The 20,833-nt window shown below is 59.0% G+C and carries 20 protein-coding genes and 1 tRNA gene; 8 read left to right on the plus strand and 13 right to left on the minus strand.

What is annotated here, in order from left to right; genetic code table 11:
- Window positions 1-51: 51 nt before the first annotated feature.
- Window positions 52-639 carry a sigma factor-like helix-turn-helix DNA-binding protein gene (locus tag E6C55_RS15135; protein ID WP_136370641.1) on the minus strand — a complete coding sequence of 196 codons (588 nt, stop codon included), beginning with the start codon at window positions 637-639 and terminating at the stop codon, window positions 52-54.
- A 284-nt stretch (window positions 640-923) separates the two neighbouring features.
- Between E6C55_RS15135 and E6C55_RS15140 the strand changes: the two genes are divergently transcribed.
- Both E6C55_RS15140 and E6C55_RS15145 read left to right on the plus strand, forming a co-directional pair.
- Window positions 924-1,316 carry a helix-turn-helix domain-containing protein gene (locus tag E6C55_RS15140; protein WP_136370642.1) on the plus strand — a complete coding sequence of 131 codons (393 nt, stop codon included), beginning with the start codon at window positions 924-926 and terminating at the stop codon, window positions 1,314-1,316.
- Between the two features lie 107 nt (window positions 1,317-1,423).
- Window positions 1,424-2,014, plus strand: coding sequence for an ImmA/IrrE family metallo-endopeptidase (locus tag E6C55_RS15145; protein WP_136370643.1), 591 nt, complete (start codon window positions 1,424-1,426; stop codon window positions 2,012-2,014).
- Window positions 2,015-2,064: 50 nt separating this feature from the next.
- Here E6C55_RS15145 and csaA read toward each other — a convergent pair whose 3' ends face one another.
- The 3 genes from csaA to E6C55_RS15160 form a co-directional block, all read right to left on the minus strand.
- Window positions 2,065-2,394 (minus strand): chaperone CsaA, encoded by a 330-nt coding sequence (gene csaA, locus E6C55_RS15150; RefSeq protein WP_136370644.1) that lies wholly within the window; start codon window positions 2,392-2,394, stop codon window positions 2,065-2,067.
- Between the two features lie 5 nt (window positions 2,395-2,399).
- Window positions 2,400-2,711, minus strand: coding sequence for a hypothetical protein (locus E6C55_RS15155; RefSeq protein ID WP_136370645.1), 312 nt, complete (start codon window positions 2,709-2,711; stop codon window positions 2,400-2,402).
- Window positions 2,712-2,909: 198 nt separating this feature from the next.
- Window positions 2,910-2,985: transfer RNA gene (locus E6C55_RS15160), tRNA-Thr, on the minus strand.
- A 165-nt stretch (window positions 2,986-3,150) separates the two neighbouring features.
- On the opposite strand from E6C55_RS15160, the gene E6C55_RS15165 reads away from it, so the two are divergent.
- The gene (locus tag E6C55_RS15165; protein ID WP_136370646.1) at window positions 3,151-3,759 is read left to right on the plus strand and encodes a DUF3298 and DUF4163 domain-containing protein; all 609 of its coding nucleotides are present in this window, start codon (window positions 3,151-3,153) and stop codon (window positions 3,757-3,759) included.
- Window positions 3,760-3,843: 84 nt separating this feature from the next.
- Here E6C55_RS15165 and E6C55_RS15170 read toward each other — a convergent pair whose 3' ends face one another.
- Window positions 3,844-5,040, minus strand: coding sequence for a phosphodiester glycosidase family protein (locus E6C55_RS15170; RefSeq protein WP_407923736.1), 1,197 nt, complete (start codon window positions 5,038-5,040; stop codon window positions 3,844-3,846).
- A 236-nt stretch (window positions 5,041-5,276) separates the two neighbouring features.
- On the opposite strand from E6C55_RS15170, the gene E6C55_RS15175 reads away from it, so the two are divergent.
- Window positions 5,277-6,152, plus strand: coding sequence for an aldose epimerase family protein (locus E6C55_RS15175; RefSeq protein ID WP_136370647.1), 876 nt, complete (start codon window positions 5,277-5,279; stop codon window positions 6,150-6,152).
- Window positions 6,153-6,271: 119 nt separating this feature from the next.
- On the opposite strand, the gene E6C55_RS15180 is transcribed toward E6C55_RS15175, so the two are convergent.
- From E6C55_RS15180 to E6C55_RS15205, 6 genes are all read right to left on the minus strand, one after another.
- Entirely contained in the window at window positions 6,272-7,162 is an 891-nt protein-coding gene (locus E6C55_RS15180) for a TetR/AcrR family transcriptional regulator (protein WP_136370648.1), read from the minus strand.
- A 37-nt stretch (window positions 7,163-7,199) separates the two neighbouring features.
- Window positions 7,200-10,238, minus strand: a complete 3,039-nt coding sequence (locus E6C55_RS15185; RefSeq protein WP_136370649.1) for an efflux RND transporter permease subunit — start codon at window positions 10,236-10,238, stop codon at window positions 7,200-7,202.
- A gap of 324 nt (window positions 10,239-10,562) precedes the next feature.
- Window positions 10,563-11,264: an SDR family oxidoreductase gene (locus E6C55_RS15190; protein WP_136370650.1), complete on the minus strand. Its 702-nt coding sequence runs from the start codon at window positions 11,262-11,264 to the stop codon at window positions 10,563-10,565.
- An 11-nt stretch (window positions 11,265-11,275) separates the two neighbouring features.
- Window positions 11,276-12,343: a LacI family DNA-binding transcriptional regulator gene (locus E6C55_RS15195; RefSeq protein WP_136370651.1), complete on the minus strand. Its 1,068-nt coding sequence runs from the start codon at window positions 12,341-12,343 to the stop codon at window positions 11,276-11,278.
- Window positions 12,344-12,517: 174 nt separating this feature from the next.
- The gene (locus tag E6C55_RS15200) at window positions 12,518-12,952 is read right to left on the minus strand and encodes a hypothetical protein (RefSeq protein ID WP_136370652.1); all 435 of its coding nucleotides are present in this window, start codon (window positions 12,950-12,952) and stop codon (window positions 12,518-12,520) included.
- A 160-nt stretch (window positions 12,953-13,112) separates the two neighbouring features.
- Window positions 13,113-13,673 (minus strand): TQO small subunit DoxD, encoded by a 561-nt coding sequence (locus E6C55_RS15205; RefSeq protein ID WP_211093589.1) that lies wholly within the window; start codon window positions 13,671-13,673, stop codon window positions 13,113-13,115.
- A 217-nt stretch (window positions 13,674-13,890) separates the two neighbouring features.
- Between E6C55_RS15205 and E6C55_RS15210 the strand changes: the two genes are divergently transcribed.
- The 3 genes from E6C55_RS15210 to E6C55_RS15220 all read left to right on the plus strand — a co-directional run bounded on the left by E6C55_RS15210 (window position 13,891) and on the right by E6C55_RS15220 (window position 16,155).
- A complete protein-coding gene (locus E6C55_RS15210; RefSeq protein WP_136370653.1) occupies window positions 13,891-14,370 on the plus strand; it encodes a GAF domain-containing protein in 480 nt (159 codons plus the stop codon).
- Window positions 14,371-14,411: 41 nt separating this feature from the next.
- On the plus strand, window positions 14,412-15,068 hold the full coding sequence (locus E6C55_RS15215) for a response regulator transcription factor (RefSeq protein WP_136370654.1): 657 nt from the start codon (window positions 14,412-14,414) through the stop codon (window positions 15,066-15,068).
- A 73-nt stretch (window positions 15,069-15,141) separates the two neighbouring features.
- A complete protein-coding gene (locus E6C55_RS15220; RefSeq protein ID WP_230986701.1) occupies window positions 15,142-16,155 on the plus strand; it encodes a PAS domain-containing sensor histidine kinase in 1,014 nt (337 codons plus the stop codon).
- 297 nt (window positions 16,156-16,452) lie between these two features.
- On the opposite strand, the gene E6C55_RS15225 is transcribed toward E6C55_RS15220, so the two are convergent.
- The gene (locus tag E6C55_RS15225) at window positions 16,453-17,922 is read right to left on the minus strand and encodes a DHA2 family efflux MFS transporter permease subunit (protein WP_136370655.1); all 1,470 of its coding nucleotides are present in this window, start codon (window positions 17,920-17,922) and stop codon (window positions 16,453-16,455) included.
- Between the two features lie 241 nt (window positions 17,923-18,163).
- On the opposite strand from E6C55_RS15225, the gene E6C55_RS15230 reads away from it, so the two are divergent.
- Complete coding sequence (locus E6C55_RS15230) at window positions 18,164-18,751, plus strand: TetR/AcrR family transcriptional regulator (RefSeq protein ID WP_168735658.1); 588 nt, start codon at window positions 18,164-18,166, stop codon at window positions 18,749-18,751.
- Window positions 18,752-18,860: 109 nt separating this feature from the next.
- Here the strand turns inward: E6C55_RS15230 and E6C55_RS15235 are convergent, their stop codons facing one another.
- Window positions 18,861-20,753 (minus strand): LTA synthase family protein, encoded by a 1,893-nt coding sequence (locus E6C55_RS15235; protein ID WP_136370657.1) that lies wholly within the window; start codon window positions 20,751-20,753, stop codon window positions 18,861-18,863.
- Window positions 20,754-20,833 lie beyond the last annotated feature (80 nt).

The following is a 20,833-nucleotide window of genomic DNA, read 5'->3' on the forward strand; positions in this document are numbered from 1 at the left end:
CGGGCCTTCGCGGCCCTCTCATCCTTAGGTGGCAATCGTACGACAAGCTTCCTAGCCAACGAGATCGGCGGGCTTGCCGACATTGGCGGCGATCTTCCGCTGCGCTCGAAGCGTGTAGGTGCCGGCGCTCGACTTGCTGATCTGCAGCAGCTCCGCAATCTCGGACAAGGAGCGCCCGTTCCCTCGGGCAAGCGAGAAGCAATCGCGCTCGCGCTCCGACAGCCCTCTCATCGCCGATTCCAGGCGGCGGGAACGAATATCGGCCGCCTCCGGCTCCGCTTCTCCCAGGTCGTATTCGTCCCGGCTCTCCCCCGCCGGCAGCCGGGCCGGGTCGGTCGGAATCTCCCGCTGGTAAGAGGCCAGCCTCTCGACGCCTCGCCGGTTGCCCGGCCTTCTGCCGGTCTCCAGCCATTCGATGATATAGGAGCAGCTTGAGATCATCTCGACGATCGTTTTGCGGTCGCTCTCGAGCGCCAGCACCGCTTCAATCTGTTCCATCGTCCGCACCGGTTCCGCTTCCTTCATGCGGCGCGTCAGCCGGTCGGCCGCCAGCAGCAGCTCCTGGCGGGTTCGTCTGTAATTGTCGGCCGTCGCGCCTCCCAGATCGATGGTTCGAATCAGCTTCGGTTGGAATGTCATGTTCCTCCACGCTCCTTTGCGGTTATTCCGTTTTGTTTTTTTCACTTTGCCGCTTTGTCGTTGCCATTTGGCAACTTTGCCAATTTGGCAAAACCACCATATCAACAACGTCTGCTCCGTTCCCCAATGTTGCTGCAATATCCAAATTCTGAAGCTGAGACGATCATATATTACCGAATTGGCAATTGTCAACCATAATATTGGCAATTTCTCCTTGATGTTTTACCAGAACGGAAAATCTGTTATACTAAACCTACCATCCACGGAGAAAAGGAAGATTCGCGATGACGCTGGGCAAGCGACTAAGGGAGAGGCGAGAGCGGTTCGGCAAGACGCAGATGGATGCCGCGCGAGAGCTGGAGATCAGCAACGTGCAGTTGTCCCGATACGAATCGGACGATCGCAAGCCGGAGCCGGAGATGCTGAGCCGGTTCGCCGAATATTATCGCACGACGACCGACTATTTGCTCGGCCGAACGGAAGACTCGACACTTGCGAGCGGGGACTCCGCCCTCTACGCCGAGTTCGAGCTTTTTATCCGCAATCCGGAGCACGGCGTTTTTTTCAAAGACTATCTCGATGCCCCGGAAGAGAGAAAAGAAGAGATGCGGAGATTCTGGGAGTTTATTCGAGATAAGGAACGAAACCGCAAGCCTGGCGACCGTCAGGGAGAGTAAACATTTTGTCCAATTTGTATTATGATAAGTAAAGTGCGCCCGAGAGGGCGTTTCTTTCCGCCACAAATACGAACATATATTCCCTTGTTGGAAAATGAGGTGCTGCCATGCTTCGGTACTACAAAACGACTCCGATGGAACAGTGGATCGAGAACCTGTGGAGGAGAGCCGGAATCTCGTCGCCTGCCCAGCTTAACGTTGATGAGGTTGCCGCACGCCTGAATGTGTGGGTTCACTATCTGAATCAATCCAGCAAAGCGTTGGAGTGGATGGGAATGCGTTCGATCCTGCTCGATCGCAGGCTCAGCCGGGCCGAACAGTGGGAGGACTTCCTGCACGAGCTGTGCCACGTTCTGAGGCATGCGGGCAGCCAAGCGCTGATGCCGCAATCGTTCCTGGAGCACCAGGAGGCGGATGCGAACCGCTTCGTACTCTACGCCTCCGTCCCTTCCTTCATGCTGCGGGACGCGAACCTGCCCGAACGGCAGAGCGAAGCCGCGGATTGGATCTCCTCGCACTTCGGGGTGACCCACAAGCTCGCCTACAAGCGGCTGGAGCAGATTCAGCGCCGCACGTTCGAGGCGATTCTGTGGGAGGAGCTCGGGAAGCTGGAGCGCGAACGGGTCGCCCCTCTGCCGCGAAGCCGCGCCGAGACGACCGCTGCGGCGACATCGTTCCTCGAGGCGTTTATTCGCTAGTCCAGTGAACAAGAAGAGCCGATCCCGCCACAGGCAGGAATCGGCTCCGCTTATTCGATCTTGGTTCCGTTGTCCACCGGCTCGTCCGGCCTGAGAAGCACGACGTCTCCCTCTCCCGGAACGCCCCCGAGCACAAGAACCTCGGACTCGTAGCCGGCGATTCGCCGGGGAGGGAAGTTCACGATCGCGACAACCTGGCTGCCGAGCAATTGCTCAGGAACGTAGCGCTTCGTGATCTGAGCGGAAGACCGCTTCACGCCGAGCTCGCCGAAGTCGATCCGCAGCTTGATCGCAGGCTTGCGCGCCTCCGGGAACGGCTCGGCGTGAACGACGGTTCCGATGCGAATATCCAATTGAACAAAATCTTCTATGCTCGCCACTGCGCCTACTCCTTCTTATGGACCAGCCTAAGCCCCGTAATATCCTCCGCGCTGGCCGCCGCCTGCTCGCGGATGCCTTCGAGCGACAGCTCGATCCGATCGAGCTTCACCCCGTGCTCCGCCTGCACGACCTTGATCTCGGCGATCTCGCTCTTCATCACGACGATATCTTCCTTGATCTCGGCGATCTCACCTTTCATCACGATGATCTCGCCCTTGATCTCAACGATCTCGCTCTTGATCCCGGCAATCTCGCCTTTGATCTCCGCGAACCCTGTCGTCATCTTTTCCATCATTTCGAGAATGAGCTTCTCCATTGGTCGGCACCCTTTCCATAAGTGCGTTATCGGGAATACAAGAATGCAGGATTGCGGAATTGCGATCTATGCGAGCTGCGAGGATGGTGCGGCGGGCCGATTCGTTCGAGGTGCAGGCGTGAGCAGACAGGATCAAGTGCGGGCGCAAATGTAAAAAAAGCAGCTCCCTTAATCAGGAACCGCAGTCATGTTCGTAAATGGTGCTGATGAAGGGATTCGAACCCCCGACCTACGCATTACGAATGCGTTGCTCTACCAGCTGAGCTACATCAGCGCGACGACTTCTATATATTACTTAGTTTCATGGACAAAGTCAACACTTTAACTGCATGTATTTTTTTAACATTTTTTGCCCTGGCGAATCGACTCGTTTCTCACCCCTGGTCCCCCCTCGGCATAGGCTGTAGAGACAATAGCCCAACGGCAAAGGGGAACGAGAATGAACGGTCAGACGCTTATGTTGCCGATCGCCATCCACCGAATCACGGAGCCTCACATCAAGGTGAACGTTCCCGTCGTATCCGGCGGAACGAACGATGCGGCCAAGAAGAAGATGAACGACGATATTCTGAAGCTCACGCACGAGCTGATGAAGGATCAGAGCTACCCCAGCCCCGATATCCAGGAGATGGACGGTACATTCGAAGTGAAGAACAACCAGCGCGGGGTACTCAGCCTCTCGCTGCTGAATTACACATTCACGGGCGGCGCACACGGCAACACGCTGCAGAAGTCCCTCACGTTCGACGTGGAGAACGGCAAGAGCTACACGCTGGGCGAGCTGTTCAAGCCGGGCAGCAACTACAAGAAGCGGCTCAACGACATTATCCAGGCGCAGATCAAGGCGCGCAAGCTGCCGTTGCTCGGCGACTATCCCGGCATTGCCGACGACCAGGACTTCTACATCGCCGACAAGGCGCTGGTCGTCTACTTCCCGCTGTACGCCATCGTCCCTTACGCCTGGGGGTTCCCTTACTTTCCCATCTCCGTCTACGAGATTGAGGACATTATCGACGAGAACGGCCCTCTCGGCGTTATGATGTACTGACCACGGGGGGGAAAAAATCACCGAGAACGCCAAAGCCCCTTCAACGATCGAAGGGGCTTTGGTTCGTTATTGCGAGTCTGTCCGTCACCACTTGGAAGGATCGATATCCTTGGCCGTCAATCCCGCCCAAATATTGTTCACGGTCACCGAGGAAGGATTGTCGAACACGAGCCATGCGGTCGGCAGGTAACGTTCTCCGTGCGTCGAAGACGGCTTGTTCGCGATCTCTCCGCCTTCCGTCACGAGCACCGTGGAAGAGCCACCGTCCAGATTGGCGGCGATGACCGCACCATGCTCGAGCATAATCTCCTGCGCGTCGTACAGATCGGCCCCGATGCTGTAGCCGGGTTGGCGGCCGTCGATCGTCAGGAACAGGATCGAGCCGTCTTCCTTCTGGCCCATGACCGTTCGAGGAGCGATGCCCCAGCCTTGGCTATGGTTCTTAATCAGCCCTTTGCCGTTGACGATGATTCGCGGCGAGAAGCTGACCGCTTCGGAGATGCCCAGCTCGAGCAACTCGTTGATCGTGTAGCGGCCCGCGATCATCTTCCCTTCCTTGTCGATGCCGACGATCTGCGCGTTCTGGTCCATGCCGATATCCCGGTAGAACACCTTGCCCTGCGAGATGACCATGCCGATCGGCTGGAAGCCGTTGCCCTGCCAATTCGGATCGGCGAAGCCTCCGGCGTTCACCCCGGCGATCGCCCCGGTTCTCTTGACCATGCTCGTGACCTTCTCGCCCTTGCCCTTCGTGCTCGTGACGACAAGCCGCACCTTGGTCGGATCGCTTACCGTCAGCAAGTATCCTTTATAACCGTCGCCGGATATCGGCTCGATGTCCGTCAGAGGCACCGGTTTGGCCGCGTCCTCGTCCGGCTCCTTATCCGAGGGAGCGACGATCTCATGGGTGTCGCGCTCCTCGCCCATCTCCTCGAACTGCTTGGCATACTCCGCCACCCGCTCCTTCAGTCCTTCCTCTCCGACCAAGTAAGCGGCCCAATGCCTGTGCTGCGTCGTGATCAGCGTATCGGCCATCCGATACCGGAACGAGGTGCCGGACGGCGTAAGGAAGAACCAGGCGAGGAACAGCGCCGCGAGCAGCAACGACACCGTGGCCAGCATCAAGAGAAGCTTCAGCGCCAGCAATCCTCTCGATTGCTTGCCCGGGCGGCGCGATCGGGCGCTTTGAATTCGGCTTGGCGATTCCGGCTTGCGGCCGGTCGTCCGGCCGGGAGTCGGACGAACATTCGAGGAGGGCGGCGGCGTTGTTCCTGGCGGCATCCTGCACTCTCCTTCTCGTTCTCAAGTTCGATGCGCTTCATTCCACATTCTATAACGACAGCCGAGCTCAAGTTGTTTCTAAACTTTACATAAATCAGGCCTTAACGACTATTCCCTGTGGGAAAAACGCGATTCTTCGACGCGAAGCCAAGCGGAATTGCGGCGCTTCGACGCGGTGACCGTTGTCCTGCTATAATAAGATCACTTAATCCTATTTGACATCGGAGGCGTTCGCATTGAGCAGCACGGCATCCCGCTACCGCATATCGAGTTATGAAGACACGTATCGCATCTACGAGCTGACGGACGAAGCCACCGATTCGCACGTTCTCATCTGCCCCGAGAGAGGCGGCATCGTCATCGGGTGCAAGCTTCGCGGCAAGGAGCTCCTCTATCTGGACCGGGCAACCTTCCTGGACCCGACGGCGAACATTCGCGGCGGCATCCCGGTGCTCTTCCCCATCTGCGGCCAACTGGTCGGCGGCGAATACGAATGGGAGGGCGTCGTCTATCGGATGAAGAACCATGGCGTCGCACGCACCTCCGCATGGGAAGTCGCCGCCGAAGACGCAACCGGCTCCGCCGCCCTGACGCTTGTCCTGCGCGGCAACGAAGCGACGAAGGCGGAGTACCCGTTCGACTTCGAGCTGCGCTTTACGTATCGGCTTGAGGACGGAGCTCTGCGCATCGAGCAGAGCTATCGCAACCTCTCGGAGAAGGACATGCCTGTGCACACAGGCTTCCATCCTTACTTCGCGACCGGGGACAACAAGAAAATCCGTTATTCTTCGGATGCGACGAAGCTGTATGACTATAATGACGGCGAGACGAAGCCTTATTCCGGCGAGGCCGATCTATCGACGCTGGTCGAATCGGTCGCTCTGCTGGACGCGCAGGCTCCGACCATCTCCTTCCCGCTTGGCGAAGGCACCGTCCGGCTCGATTACAGCCCGGAATTCGACAAGGTTGTTCTCTGGAGCGTGCAAGGCAAGCCGTTCGTCTGCGTCGAGCCGTGGACCGCGCTCAACGAAGCGCTGAACCGCAAGGAAGGGCTCGCCCTGCTCAAGCCGGGAGAGGAATGGAAGCTCGACCTCACCATCTCGTACTCCTAAGCTCCGAACAGCCGCCGCAATGACGGAATGGCCGCAAGACGCGAAGAGACTGCCTGCAAGCGCGCCGCGCTCGCGGACAGTCTCTTTGTCCTTCCACCCCGCCTGACATAAGCGTTGCGTCAGACCGGCACGATCCGATTCTCCACTTGGGAGAGAAGCTCATGCCAGGAGGGGCTGGCCTCCTCCTTCAGGAATGCCAGCATTCCCCTCACGATGATTCGATCCGGCACCGGCTTCGCAAGCTCCTCTTCAAGCCTGGAGAGGGAGGCGAGGAAGTCCTCGCACCGCTCCGGGGAATGCTCGCCCTTCTCCGTCTCGGCCTTGCGGCGAAGCTCCCGCAGAAGCGCCGGCAAACTCTTCGCCGCTTCTCCCTCTTCCTCTTCCAAGGAGAAGCCGTCCATCACATCCCGGAACCCCAGAAGCGGGGTGCCCTTCTCCCTCATCAGTCCGGCCATCAGATCGTCCAGCCTGTTCACGACGAACCCGGCCAGCCTCGAAGCGTTGAAGGACGGCTCCCCGAGCAGAAGCACACGGTAGTACTCCATCATCAGCCCGCTCAGCATCGCCGCGCCGTCCCAGACGTAAGGGACGGACTCCGGGCCATAGATGGCCTCGATATGATCGCGGTACCAGCGATACAGCCGGGAGCGCACATCCTCCATGATGCTCCTCATCCCCGACTTGAACTCGAGCGGTTCCCGTGCCAGCATAAGCGGAATGTTCCGATTGCGCACAATAACCTCGATGCTTCTCTGCAATTGGAGCCGGAGGCGTTCCCTTCGCGGCAGCCGCTCCTCGCCGGGGCGCTCCGCCATGCCCGACAGCGCAATCCCGGCGAAGTGGGAGAAGACCGACACGATGAGCTCGTCCTTGGACTTGAAGTAGAAGTAGAGCGAACCCTTCGCCATGCCGAGCTCGTCGACGATGTCCTGGATGGAAGTGGCCTGAACCCCCTTGCGGGAGAAGCAGCGCATCGCCGCTTCGATGATTTGCTGCCTCTTGTCATTCATCGTTCTATTCCTCCGAATCGGCCTCGCACATTCTCGCTTATTCCGCCGCCTTCTTCCGGCGGAGCTTCGTCAGCACCTCATAAGCAATCGGAACGATGATGAGGGTGAGCAAGGTCGAGCTGACGAGACCGCCGATAACCGTCACGCCGAGCCCCTTCGAGATGATGCCGGCTCCGCTCTCGAAGCCGAGCACGAGCGGCAGCAGCGCACCGATCGTCGCAAGCGCCGTCATCAAGATCGGACGCAGGCGGGTTCCGGCCGCTTCCAGAATCGCCTCGCGTGTGGTCAGCCCCTCGCGCTCCTTGTGAATGACGCGGTCGACGAGCACGATCGCATTCGTGACGACAATCCCGATCAACATCAGCGCCCCCATCAGGGCGGACACGCTCAGCGTCTCTCCGGCGATCCAGAGGGCAACCAGGCCGCCGATGATTGCGAACGGCAGCGAGAACATGATCGCGAACGGGGCGAGCGCTCCGCCGAAGGTGAGCACCAACACGAGATAGACGATGGCGATAGCCGCCAGAATTGCGATTCCGAGCTGCGTGAACGTCTCGTTGATCTGCTCCGTGACGCCGCCGAAGCTGACTTCGACCGTGCTCGGAAGATCAAGCTTGTCGATCTGGTCCTGCAGCTCCGAGGAAGCCTTCGAGACGTCGGCTCCCGTCGCTTCCGCTTCGACCGTTACGACCATCCGTCCGTTCTCGCGGGCGATCGAGCTCTGCGCCGTTCCTTCTTCTACCGCAGCGACGTCCTTGATCGGAACCGCCATGCCGAGCGGAGATTGCAGCGTCTTGTTCTCGATATCCTCGATCGAGCCATACACCGCGTCATCCGCCTGCACATAGACATTGTAGCTGTTGCCGTCCTCTTCCACCGTCGTCAGCACGGGGCGGGTATAGCTCGGCGCCAGCGCCATGGCGAGCTGTCCGGCCGTCAAGCCGTAGCTGCTCAGCTTCTGCTGGTCGGCGACGAGCGTGTACTGCTCGTACGTCTTCGCGAGGCTCGTCTCCACCTTCTCGAAGGAATCGCTCTTCTCCATCAGCTCGGCGATCTGATTCACGACCGGCTGGATGTCCTGCAAGTCTTCGCCGTACACGCTCAAGCTGAACGTGTTGCCGCCGATCCCGCCGGACATGTCGAGCTCCTTCCACTCGCCGACATTGATCTGGGACTGAAGATCGGCGAGAATCGCTTCCTTCTTGTCCGCGAAGTTCTTCGTGTCGTCCTTGAACAGGACGTAGAACAAGCCGCCCTTGCTCGAGCCTTGCTGCAGCGGGTTGCCGCTTCCCCCGATGGAGTATTGCAGCGTCGTGACGTCCTCTTGGCCGAGCAAGTACTTCTCGGCGACAAGCGCGCGCTCCTCGACGTCTTCGATCCGATCTCCAGGCGCCGGGCTGTACGTAATCGCCATGTATTTATCTTCAGTCTCCGGCAGGAAGCTGACGCCGATGACCGGCACGAGCAGGAAGCTCGCCAACAGGACGACGACCGCCGTAACGGAAGTGATGATCTTATGGCGCAAGCAGGCTGCCAGGAAGCGGCGATAGCCGGAAGCCAGCTTGCCCGGCTTGTCCTCGTGATGCGCGGCCTTGCCCGCCTTGACCCCCTTCTTGAACAACGAATGCGCCATCATCGGCACAATCGTGATCGCCACGAGCAGCGAGGCGAGCAGCGAGAAGACAATCGTCAGCGCGAACGGCAGGAACAACTGGCCGACGAGGCCGCTGACCGTCGCAAGCGGCAGGAAGACCGCGATCGTCACGATCGTTGAGGACATGATCGGAAGGAACATCTCGCGTGTCGCCTCAAGCACCAGTTCCTTGCCCCTCAGCTTCTCGCCTGACAGCGACATTCGCCGGTAAATATTCTCGATGACGACAATCGAGTCGTCGACGACCCGTCCGATCGCGACCGTCATCGCACCGAGCGTCATGACGTTCAGCGTAACGTCGAATTGCTTCAGCACGAGAATGCCGATAACGAGCGACAACGGGATCGACAGGATCGAGATAATCGTCGACCGCAGATTGCGCAGGAACAGCAGAATGATAATGACCGCGAACAGCGCTCCGAAGATAGCCTTGTCCAGCATCGTCTTGACCGAGTCCTCGATCGGCTGGCCTTGGTCGAGCATGATCTCGACGTCGATGTCGGAATACTTCTCCTGCAGTTCCTTGCTGACATCCTTCACGGCATTAACGACATCGACCGTATTCGCATCGTTCGCCTTGACGACCTGGATGCCGATCGATTCCTGACCGTTCGTCCGGGAGATCGATTCCGCGGAGCCGACCATCTCGATATCGGCCACGTCGCCGAGCTTCAGAGAGGCGCCGCCGGCCGGCAGCGGGAGGCTGCGCAGATCCTCGATCGTCGTCACCCGTCCGTCCACGACGATCGACTTCTCCGTCTTGCCGAGCTCGAAGATACCGAGCGGCACCTTGACCGCTGCCGCCTGGATAAGCTGCGACACGTTCTCTTCCGTCAACCCGAGCTGGGCGAGCGTGTCCTTCTTGTACTTCAATTGCACTTCCTTGACGTATTGGCCGGAGATCGCGACCGAAGCGACGCCTTCCGTTCCTTCAAGCTCCGGAGCGATCTGATCCTCCACGAGCTTCGTCAGCGCCTCCAGGCTCTCGCCGCCCGCGACGCTAAGCGAGATGACCGGGAAGGAATTGATGGAGAACTTCGCGACCGACGGGGCGTTCACGCTGTCCGGAAGATCAACCCCCTCGATTGCTTCCTTCACATTATTGGTAGCGTTAGTCATGTCTTGACCGAAGTTGAATTCGATCATGATCGAGGAGGCGTTCTCGAGCGAAGTCGAGGTGACGTTCTTGACGCCTTCCACGTTCTTGAGCTTCTGCTCGAGCGGCGCCGTCACCTGCTCGACGACCGCTTCCGGCGAAGCGCCGGGATATATGGCCGTTACGCTGAGGTAAGGCAGGCTCAGATTCGGCATGCTCTCTTGCTTCATGTTCATTCCCGAATAGAGACCGGCGAAGAGCACGATAACCGTAATCATCCATAAAGCGAATTTGTTGTTGAGCGAGAACTTGATAATGCTGCGCATAACTCCACTCCTTTTAGCTTATGCTTCCTTTTCTCTCTTCTTAAGAAACAGGTTGTCCATCGCAGGCTCGACCATTCCCGCACATGCGCCATCATGCCACATCGTATCGAACGATCGGTCGAAAGTCAAACGCACCGCCTTCAGCCGCGCCATGCGAATCTACCATTTATTTATACGCATCAATGCTTTTCGCGTTTCAACTCATTCGAACGATTGGTCGAATCATTCTCCCCCCAACTTTCGGCAGGCCGATCCCGCACACAAAAAATCCGCCCCGCGACCGCAAGGGTCGACAGAGGCGGAAAGTGCGGTTCAAGGCCGCGGTCAGAGCGGCATGGGACGGCCTGCATAATCAATGAATACGTTCTCCTTCGGCACTTGCGTGCGTCCGGTCAGAATGTCCAGAATGCCTCCGGCGCTGTCGCTTGCCGCCAGCGGGGCCGCCGATCCGCCCATATCGGTGCGAATCCACCCCGGATGAACGGCGAGCGCCCGTATCCCCCTCGGCTTCAACTCCTCGTTCAACTGCTTCGTGAACATGTTGAGCGCCAGCTTCGAGATCGCGTACGGGTAATCCCCCCCGTAGGCGCCGGAGAAGCTGCCCGCCTCGGAAGAGATGTTGAGCACCATGCCGGCATCGCTGCCGCGCATCAGCGGAACGAGATGCTTCGCGACCGCAATCGGCCCGACCAGATTGATCTCCAGCGTCTTCCGAAGCTCTTCGATCGATAACGTCTCGATTCCGTCCTCGCGTCCGAGCAGGATGCCTGCGTTGTTGACGATCGCATCGAGGGCCAGCCCGCTCTCCGAGAGCTCGGCCGCAATTCTCGCGGCATCGCCCTCGCTGGCGACATCGAGCGACTTCAGTCTCACGCTGTCCGGATATCGCTGCAACAGCTCCGTCAACCTCTCGCCGGGACGGGAAGCGTCCCGCACGCAAGCAATGACCGAATGGCCTTCCCGGACCGCGGCCTCCGTCAATTCGAAGCCAAGCCCTCTGCCGGCTCCGGTAATGAAGATTCTCATGTTCGTCTCGCCTACCCTTTCCTCTGTGCGTTCCACGGCTGAAGCTTCCTGCAGGACTCCCTGACAACAAGTTCGGAACGGACCGTATACTCGAAGCGGCCGGCTTCCTCGTCCTCGATGTGAACGATGACCGCCTCGGCCAATTCCCTCATCATGACGCCGAAGTCGACCTTGATCGTCGTCAGCGGCGGCTGGAACCGGGAACTGAGCTCATGATCGTCGAAGCCGATGACCGAGATATCCCAGGGGACGTCGATTCCCCGCTCCCGCATCGCCCGGATCGCCCCGAACGCGACGCTGTCGTTCGCCATAATAATGGCCGTCGGCAACCGCTTGTCCGAAGCGAGGAAGCTCTTCATCGCCTCGTAGCCGTCGGATTCGTGGAAGCCTCCCGGAATGACCCAATCGCCGTTCACCGGAAGGTCCCGAAGCTTCATCGCTTCCTCGAAGCCCGCATACTTGGTCGGGCCGGAGGAACGCTTCATGTCTCCCGTGACGATGCCGATCTCCCGATGGTTCAGCGAATGCAGGAAGTCCACCGCGAGCATCATCCCGTAATCGTTGTCGAAGTTCACGACAACCCGGTTCGGCTCCTCGCGTCCCGGAAGCCGCTGGTCGACAACGCCGACGATGTACCCCTCGGCGATCAACTCCTCGATAAGCGGCTCTTCGTTCGCCGCTCCGATGAAGATCCCGCCGTCGATGCGGCGCTGGTAGAAAATATCCTTCAACGCCCGGACCGCCTCCTCGTCCGACGTATCGCGGATAATCGAAGTCAGGACGCAATACTCGCGCAGCGACGCGTGCTCAATCACGCTGACCAGCATCATATTGGACAGGATGTCACGGGACACCTGCTCGGGCTCGATCATGAACAGGCCGATCGTCCGCGTCCCCTTGCCCGCCAGCACTTGTGCGGACAGGTTGGGCACGTAGCGGTGCTCCCGGATGACGTTCATCACTTTCTCCCGGGTGTCCGGCGGGACGTTGGAATAGTTGTTGACCACGCGGCTGACCGTGCTTCTCGATACGCCGGCCAGCCTCGCGATCTCTGCCGAGCTAATCTCCGACTTTCTCACTGCGGCGGCGACTCCTTCTCTGCGGCGTGAACGCGCGTTTATGCTACCTATCTTATCAGCGCTGCCGCCGGGCGTCAACCGTCATGCAACCGCATACAACCGATCGACGCCTTATTTTCACCGCGTTACGATTCCTTCCGCCGCCCCCGGTCGCCTCCAAGCCGCCCGCCTCTCTTAAGCCGAAGCCCCCTTGGAGCTCGCGCCGGACGACGAAGAAGCGACGAACTGGAACAGCAGCGCCCCCGCAGCGGCATACAGCACAGTCTGGATAAAATTCATGAGAACAAGCCCGTGGAACGGGAACAGCGCCAGGAAGGCGTATCCCCAGAGGGCATAAGGCAAATACTTGATGCCCGCAGAGACAAGCGCCAGCCAGATGCCGCAGTAGAATCCGTAATAAGCGAGAGCGTGAAGCGGAATCGTGTTGAAGAGCAGGTCGATCGTGTCGTAGTTCTTGTAGGTGGCGGCTTCCCACATAATATCCTCAAGGAATAACACCGCAAGTCCTCCGAGCATGAGATGAACCGAGTAAGGAACGAGCAGCCGAACAATCGAGAACGACGACAACCAGCCCTTTAATTCACGCAAGACGGCAGCGAACTGAGCCATAGGACAATAGCCTCCTCCATCGCGATTTTGTCCCTATTATAGAAGAATTCAACTGCCGAGGATGTCGATTGCTGACACGCGGGCAAAATAAAGAAACGGAGCGGCCCATTCGCCGTCCGTCTCTTCCCGCAATCTATTTGGAGTGTCTGCCAACTGTCCGTCAACCGGCTACGCCTTGAGGCCCGACCGGAGTCTGCGGCGTTTGCGGCGTCTGCCCCTTCTTATGATGGAACACGGCCGCGATTGCCTTCTTCAGGTACGGAAGCAAGTAGTAGTCGACGCCGAATCGGCCCGCGTTAGCCCCGACCGCCATAACGACAATTCCGAAGAGGATCAGCCAAGGGTTGCTCGATACCGTGCCCGCCAGCAGGAACATGAAGTTCATTACCATTCCGAAGAACGCCGCCGCCGTCGTCAGTGCGCCGAGGATGAGGCCCAGACCGACGAGGAATTCGCCCCAAGGAATGACGTGATCGAAGATTCCGCTGTTCGGAACCGCAAAGTGCTTAAGGAAGTATAAGTAGTTCGGATAAAGCGCGTCTTGCGTGCCGGTCTCGAGGACGGGGTTCTTCACCGCATTGCCCAGGAAGCCGGCGGCGTGGAAGCCGTCTGCCGAAGTGAGCTTGTGCCAGCCCGCATCGAGCCACTTCCAACCGAGATAGAATCGAATCAGAACCATCAGCCCAGCCGCAATCTTGTTCGTTCTTAGCCAGTTCATCATGGTTTAACCTCTCCCTTCTGTTTGATTCCATCATACTCCCGGCGCAACAATTCCCCCATCGGGAGGAACGCTGAATTATCATGTCGATAATCCCTAATTTCACCGAGGGGGTTCCCCAGGTCCGGCCTGAGGCGAAAATAAGGGAATTCCCCGACTTACAGTCCGATTCGGAAAGCTTACAATTAAACTATGGCATACCGTCTGCGGGGTGAGATCAATGGTACTGGCAAGGGAATCCGTCGAGAGAGAGCTGTCGGCCCTTCGCGAACTTCTCGAGGTCGACGTCGCCGCCGTCTCCTGGAAGCGGGCCCGCGACCGGCAGTGGGAGTGGTGGGCGGCCTCGGGCTGCCGGGACGAGAGGTTCCGTACTCTATCCATTAGAATGGGAAGAGGAATCGAAGGCACGGTGCCGCGCATCGGCCGCTCTCTCGTGATCGACGTGGAGCATCCGAACGGCTCCAGACAGCGGGAGGAATCGGCGCTTATGCATGTCGAGCAGTTGATGTCGGCGATCGCCTGCCCGATCCTCGTGCAGGACGTTCCGCAAGGCGTCCTTCTGGCAGGAACCCGGGAGGACAGGGTATTCTCCAGAGAGCAGCTTCAACGAACGCAGCTGGCCGCCGCGATGATCGGACAATGGGCGGAGGATGCGCAAACTGCGCTTGCGGATGAGGTCGTCAGACCGACCGATAATTGATATGATAGAAGCATAGCGGCAATCGTTAGGGAGGGAATGGTTTGATTCGAATCCTGCTTGTGGATGATCACGCCGTCGTCCGGTCCGGACTGCGGATGCTTCTGAACGCCAAGAGCGGCTTGACGGTCGTCGGAGACGCCGCGGACGGAGACGAAGCGATCCGACTGGCTGCCGAGCTGAAGCCGGACGTCGTGCTGATGGACCTCAGCATGCCTCACGGGAAGGACGGACTGAGCGCGACGGCGGAGCTGAAGAAGCTGCTTCCGGATACGAACGTGCTCGTGCTGTCGATGCACGATGACGACGAATATTTATTCCGGGCGATCCATGCCGGCGCCTCCGGCTACGTGCTCAAGAGCGCTCCGCACGAGGAGCTGCTGTCTGCGATCGAATCGGTGTCCACCGGCAGCGCCTACTTGTACCCCACCGCGACGAAGCGCCTCATGAACGAATACATGGAACGGATCAAACGCGGCGACAACTCGGACGCTTACGAATCGTTGTCCGAACGGGAGAAGGAAGTGCTCGCCTGGATCGCGCGGGGCTATTCCAACAAGGACATTGCCGAGAACCTGATCATCAGCGTGAAGACCGTCGAGACGCACAAGGCGCACGTCATGGAGAAGCTTGGCCTTCGCACCCGCCCGGATCTCGTCAAATACGCGCTCAAGAAGGGACTGTTGAATTTTGACTCCTAATCCGATCGGACGCAAGGCCAGCGAGCTTCTCGCTCAACTCAGCGATCCTTCCGAGGAACTCGCGAGAGAAGACCTGAAGGAGATGTTGAAGCAGCTTACCCAGCTTAAGATTGCCTTGGACGAATCGTCCATCGTGGCGGTCACCGATCAGAAGGGCCGAATTCAATACGTGAACGACAAGTTCTGCGAGATCTCCAAGTACAGCCGCGCCGAGCTGATCGGCCGCGACCATCGGATCGTCAACTCCGGCTATCACGGCAAGGAGTTTTTCCATGAGCTGTGGGAGACGATTCTGTCCGGGCGGGTCTGGCGAGGCGAGCTGCGCAATCGGGCGAAGGACGGTTCCCTTTACTGGGTCTATACGACGATCGTTCCCTTCCTGAACAAGGACGGGGAGCCTTACCAATTCCTCGCGATCCGCAATGAAGTGACGCCGCTCAAGAACGCGGAGGCCGAGCTGAAGCGGATGATGACGCGCGTCATGCACATTCAGGAGGAGGAGCGCAAGCGAATCTCCCGGGAGCTTCACGACGGGATCGGGCAGAGCCTCTTCGGCCTGGCGATCCAGCTCGACCGACTGCTTGCGGAGCCCGGGCACGCGCCCGAGCTGGCAAATATCCGTCAGGACCTGTCTTCGCTTATGCAGGACGTCCGCGGACTCGCCTGGGAGCTGCGACCTTCGGTGCTCGACGATCTCGGCGTCGCCCCGGCCCTGCGCAGCTATACGGAGCTGTTCACGCAGCATTACGGCATTCAGGTGCGCTTCTCCTGCAAGCTGTCCGCCCGCTTCGACCGTCGCATCGAGACCGCGCTGTATCGGATCGTCCAGGAGGCGCTTACGAATATTGGAAAATACGCCAAGGTGCTCGAGGCCCGAGTGGAGGTGTGGGAATCCGACGGGTTCATCCATGTGTGCATCGAGGACGAGGGGGTCGGCTTCGCGCCGCTTCCGGAGCGGCAAGGCGTCGGCCTGTTCAGCATGGAGGAGAGGGCTCGCGGCGTAGGAGGCACCGCTCAAGTCGATTCCGCTCCCGGTCAAGGAACGGTTGTCACCGCCGATCTTCCGAAGAGATTGTTGACAACGTGATCGTTTGCGAGTAAAATGAAATATTAGTTAAGTGTGACCCTCTGATGTTTCCTCTAAATTGGGGTGAATGATTGTCCTCTCTTTGCCCCCACAACATCCTTATTACATTGGCTGCTGGAAGGAACACGGAATCTCAACTGGAGCGGTCTTCGGAACCGCAAGGACGATTGAGAGGAAGGGCTATCGTTGTTTTCGTGAAGTGATTCGGGAAAAATCGCGCGGTTGCGCTTATACTTCTTAAAGAGAATGACCCCTGCCGGGATACCCGGCAGGGGTCGACCAATTTCATGCGGCTTATCAGACCATTATATGGACTTCGCTCGACTTCGCCGCGTTCGGATCGACCTTCGGCCGGCGGAGCAGGATGCCGAGAACGCCGCCCGCGATTCCGATGAAGATCAGCAGGAAGAACGTATAGCTGAAGGCGGACGTCCATTCTTCGACGCCGGGAGCCTGCTTCTGCGACTCGACGAGCAGATCCTTCATCCGGTTGCCGGAGATCGTCGTCAAGGTGGCAACCGCCAGAGAGGAGACGACCTGCTGGAAGGCGTTCGTCAGCGAGGTGACGCGGCCGACCAGGTTCTGCGGCGCCGACTGGATCAGATGCGTATTCAGCGGCATCATGAACAGACCCATTCCCGCACCGAGCAAGGCCAGCGGGAACATAACCGCCAGGTTGCCGTCGCCGGCTTCGATCCGCGACAGGAAGAACGCCGCGATCACAACGAGAGCCATGCCGGACAGAACGAGCGGACGCGCTCCGAAGCGGTCGGACAGCTTGCCGCCGATCGGCATGAAGAGGCCGGAGGCGATCGCTTGCGGCAGCATGATCAGCCCGGTGTCGAAGGCCGAATAGCCCTTCGCCGTCTGGAGGAAGATAGGAACGAGGAAGAACGTTCCGAACAGCGCGAACTGGGATACCCACTGCACGATAATTCCCCGCGAGAAGTTGCCGGAGGCGAACACTCTCAGCTCGAGCAGCGGATTCTGCCGCCGAAGCTCGGCTACGATGAAGGCGAGCAGCGCCACGATTCCTATCGCGATGCCGACGAGCGTCTTCGTCGACGTCCAGCTCGTTGCGCCTTCGGTAACCCCGTAAGACAGAGCCGCGAATGCCAGAGGCGCAAGCAGCATGCCGAGAATATCAAGCGAAGCGACCGACTGGCGGCTGATATTCGGCAGCGTGCGAATGCCGATCAGAACGGCGATGACGCCGATCGGCAGATTGATCAGGAAGATCCAGTTCCAGGCGGCGTAATCGACCATCCAACCCGCGAGCACGGGCCCGAGCGCCGGCGCCAGCAGAATCGGAATGCCCATCATGCCCATGACGGCTCCTACCTTCTCCGGCGGCGCCAGACGATAGATGAACGCCATCGAGATCGGCATGACGACGCCGCCCCCGAGGCCCTGCAGCACGCGGAACAGGATCAGCAGCTCGGCGGAGTTCGCCAAGGCGCAGAGCAGCGAGCCGACGGTGAACATCCCAACCGAGATAAGGAAGATTCGCTTGGCTCCGAATCGGTCCGACAGCCAACCCGCCAGCGGGATGATGGCCGCTTGCGCGAGCGCGTACCCGGTGACGGTCCATTGCACGAGCGACAAGGAGCTGCTGAATTCCTGCTGCAGCTTGGGGATGGCGACATTGACCGCCGTCCCGTCCAGAATGACCATGAACAAGCCGACGATAATCGCGACGAGCGGTCCGAGCAAGGAACGAATCGAGCCGGACGATCCCGAACTTGCTTGATTTGCTTGAGCTGACATGTTTGCCTCTCCACTCTCCCAATCGGCTTGCCGGCCCCACGGACGCTTTTCTCCCCAATCTCGTTGACCGCTGCAGCGCGATCACGTTAAAATAAGGACATTAGCATGATGGAACAGACACGCCTTCTATATGCGGACAATTGTCCGCTTAACTTCGATATTAGACTAGCGGACAATTGTCCGGATGTCAATATATTCTACTGTATTTCTTGCGAACGAATTCGCGCAGGAGGGAACCCGCATGAGATGCCGCGAGCGAGCCGATGCCGCCGACAATCGCAAACTGATTCTGCAGACGGCCCGGAGCCTGTTCGACGCCTACGGGGTCAATGAGGTAAGCATGCACCAGATCGCCAAGACCGCCGGAATCGGGCAGGGCACGTTATACCGTCGCTATGCCCACAAGGGCGAATTGTGTTCCGATCTGATGGAGGATACGAGCCATGCGCTGCAGGCGGAGATCGAGGCGACGATCGCCCGCCTTCGGGCCGACTCCGCCGAAGCTCGGCTCGGGGCCGTGCTCGATCTCTTGGTCGACTTCATCGAAGCGAAGTCGCGCCTCTTGATCCCTCTGCACAATGTGTATATGAGCGAGAAGGAGAGCAGCGCATTCTTCCGCTCGCCCTTCTATCTCTATCTGAAGGATACGATCTCGTCGCTGGTCGAGGATGCAATGCCGGCCGCAGGGAACGATTGCCCCTCGTTCCTGTCGCACACCCTCCTCTCCACCTTGAACCCGATCGCCTACCTTCAGCTCAGAGGCGACCTGGGCTTCTCCGTCGATGAGATCAAGCAGCACTACCGCAAGCTGTTCCTTCGTAGCGTATGACGGCGGCGAGCCGAATATCCATCCGAAGAGGATATCCGCGGCCTCCGACGAGAGAACGCACCGCTCCGAATAACAACAAGGGCCGTCCCGATGGGGACGGCCCTTGTTGTTATTCATGCTTCGGCAGCGAGCGAACGTACGTGTCCGACATGCTGAGCAGCTCGAGCGCTTGGTCATATTGCTCCTCCGTCGCGCCCGACTCTCCCTCGTCCTGCTCTTCCTCGTCCCGCTCTCCGGCGAACGTCTCGAACTGCCCGTCCTCGTAACCTTTTCCAGGAATGAACACGCCGTCCTCGTTCAGGAACGAACCCGAAGGGAGATAATAACGCTCCGGCAGCACGTTGTTCTCCGTATTCAGAATATCCTGGCCGAACAGCACGTGATCGTCCAGCGAGATACCCGTCAGGTTCGCGATTGTCGGGAACAGATCGGATTGCCCGCCAAGCTGTTCGAACGTCTTCGGCTCGACCGCAGGCTCGCCCGGAGCCGGAGCGGGAAGCTTCAGAATGAGCGGGATGTTCATCATGTCCTGAACCTTGTACTCGCGCCCGTAGATCTCCTTCATCAGATCCTTCTCGTCCGCCGTGAGCGAATAGATCGGCAGCCCCTGATGATCGCCGTAGATGACGACCAGGCTGTTGTCCCACACCCCGTTCGACTTAAGCTGCTCGATGAACTGCCCCAGCGCCCAATCCGCGTAATTCTGCGCTTCGATATAATCGCCGACAAGCGTGTCCTTGTACCTCTCGGGAAGCTCCATCTTCGACTTGCGCTTCGGCAAGTTAAACGGATGGTGCGCCGACATGGAGATGACCTGGACATAGAACGGCTTGCCTGCCGCCTGCATATTCGCCAGCTCGTCCGCCGTCTTCGAGTACAGCACCTCGTCGGATGCCGCGAACATGACCGTATCCTCGTCGCCGAAGAACTCGTTATCGTAATAACGGTTCCAGTCCAGCGCCTTGTACAGCTCCTTGCGGTTCCAGAACTCCACGTTGTTCGTGTGGAAGGTGGCCGTGTCGTAGCCGTGTTCCCCGAACGTGCGCGGCATGCTCGGCAGCTCTCTGTCGGCGTACACCTGGGAAGCCGCGCCGTGCTGCGGAATCAGGAACGACGTGTTCACGACGAATTCGGCATCCGATGTATTGCCTTGCCCCGCCTGCTGGAAGAAATGATTGAAGTAGAGGCTCTCGCCGGCCAGCTTGTTCAGGTTGGGAGTGATCTCCTTGCCGTCCACCTGCAGGCCGATCAAGAAGTTCTGGAACGCCTCGAGCTGGATGACGATCACGTTCTTGCCTTCGGCGGCTCCCCAATAAGCGGGGCTGTCCGGCCGCTCTGCGCCTTTGAGCTGAGAGACGGCTTCCGGCGTGATCGAGCCGACGTCGACCGGTTCGTCCTTGGAGGCGGCGAAGCCGACATAGACCTCGTAATTCAGAATGCCCATGCCTTGGGCTTGCACGAGCTCGTTCATGCTATGCCGCTGCGGCCATACGATGCAGAAGCAGGCGACCAGAGCAAGAACGCCGATCGCGGCGAAGGTGCGGGTGCCTTCGCGAACCGCCGCCTCCCGTCTCCACCGCCGCAGCTTCTTGCTCGCCAGCAGCGCGATGAAGATCAGCACGATATCGACGTAGATCAGCAGGAAGTAAGGGTGCATCAGCGAGAAGACGCTGCCCTTGACCTCGGTCACCTGGTTTACCTGCTGGAGAGCATGGTAGGTGACGATCACTCCGAAGTATTTGTAGTACATGATGACGGCGAAGTAGATGCTCGTCATGAGCAGATTCGCAATCGTGTAGGCGCCCAGCTTCCACCTGGGGAAGAGAAGCTCGACCAGGCAGAACACAAGCCACACCGAAGGCAATCCGGTCGCAAGAGGCACCAGGGCGCTCTCGTTCTCGAAGATAACGAAGTGGGCCAAGTAGATTTTGAGAACCATTAGAATCGTGAAGAAGACGAACGGTTTAAACAAGAACGTTCGCCAGCGCTGTCCTGTCGTCATAACATCATCTCCCGGGGATATGTCCGAATCCGATCTTCTCGCAACTCACCTATTATAGCGGATTTGCCGCGACGCAAGCA

This window comes from Cohnella fermenti (genome assembly GCF_004801405.1).
GTDB classification, from domain to species: Bacteria; Bacillota; Bacilli; order Paenibacillales; family Paenibacillaceae; genus Cohnella; species Cohnella fermenti.

What these genes read in the sequence shown, in the direction of transcription:
- E6C55_RS15135 (WP_136370641.1), bottom strand. Translation starts at nt 639, where the DNA reads ATGACATTCCAACCGAAGCTGATTCGAACCATCGATCTGGGAGGCGCG.
- E6C55_RS15140 (WP_136370642.1), top strand. Translation starts at nt 924, where the DNA reads ATGACGCTGGGCAAGCGACTAAGGGAGAGGCGAGAGCGGTTCGGCAAG.
- E6C55_RS15145 (WP_136370643.1), top strand. Translation starts at nt 1,424, where the DNA reads ATGCTTCGGTACTACAAAACGACTCCGATGGAACAGTGGATCGAGAAC.
- E6C55_RS15155 (WP_136370645.1), bottom strand. Translation starts at nt 2,711, where the DNA reads ATGGAGAAGCTCATTCTCGAAATGATGGAAAAGATGACGACAGGGTTC.
- E6C55_RS15165 (WP_136370646.1), top strand. Translation starts at nt 3,151, where the DNA reads ATGAACGGTCAGACGCTTATGTTGCCGATCGCCATCCACCGAATCACG.
- E6C55_RS15170 (WP_407923736.1), bottom strand. Translation starts at nt 5,040, where the DNA reads ATGCCGCCAGGAACAACGCCGCCGCCCTCCTCGAATGTTCGTCCGACT.
- E6C55_RS15180 (WP_136370648.1), bottom strand. Translation starts at nt 7,162, where the DNA reads ATGAATGACAAGAGGCAGCAAATCATCGAAGCGGCGATGCGCTGCTTC.
- E6C55_RS15185 (WP_136370649.1), bottom strand. Translation starts at nt 10,238, where the DNA reads ATGCGCAGCATTATCAAGTTCTCGCTCAACAACAAATTCGCTTTATGG.
- E6C55_RS15190 (WP_136370650.1), bottom strand. Translation starts at nt 11,264, where the DNA reads ATGAGAATCTTCATTACCGGAGCCGGCAGAGGGCTTGGCTTCGAATTG.
- E6C55_RS15200 (WP_136370652.1), bottom strand. Translation starts at nt 12,952, where the DNA reads ATGGCTCAGTTCGCTGCCGTCTTGCGTGAATTAAAGGGCTGGTTGTCG.
- E6C55_RS15205 (WP_211093589.1), bottom strand. Translation starts at nt 13,673, where the DNA reads ATGATGAACTGGCTAAGAACGAACAAGATTGCGGCTGGGCTGATGGTT.
- E6C55_RS15210 (WP_136370653.1), top strand. Translation starts at nt 13,891, where the DNA reads ATGGTACTGGCAAGGGAATCCGTCGAGAGAGAGCTGTCGGCCCTTCGC.
- E6C55_RS15225 (WP_136370655.1), bottom strand. Translation starts at nt 17,922, where the DNA reads ATGTCAGCTCAAGCAAATCAAGCAAGTTCGGGATCGTCCGGCTCGATT.
- E6C55_RS15230 (WP_168735658.1), top strand. Translation starts at nt 18,164, where the DNA reads ATGAGATGCCGCGAGCGAGCCGATGCCGCCGACAATCGCAAACTGATT.
- E6C55_RS15235 (WP_136370657.1), bottom strand. Translation starts at nt 20,753, where the DNA reads ATGACGACAGGACAGCGCTGGCGAACGTTCTTGTTTAAACCGTTCGTC.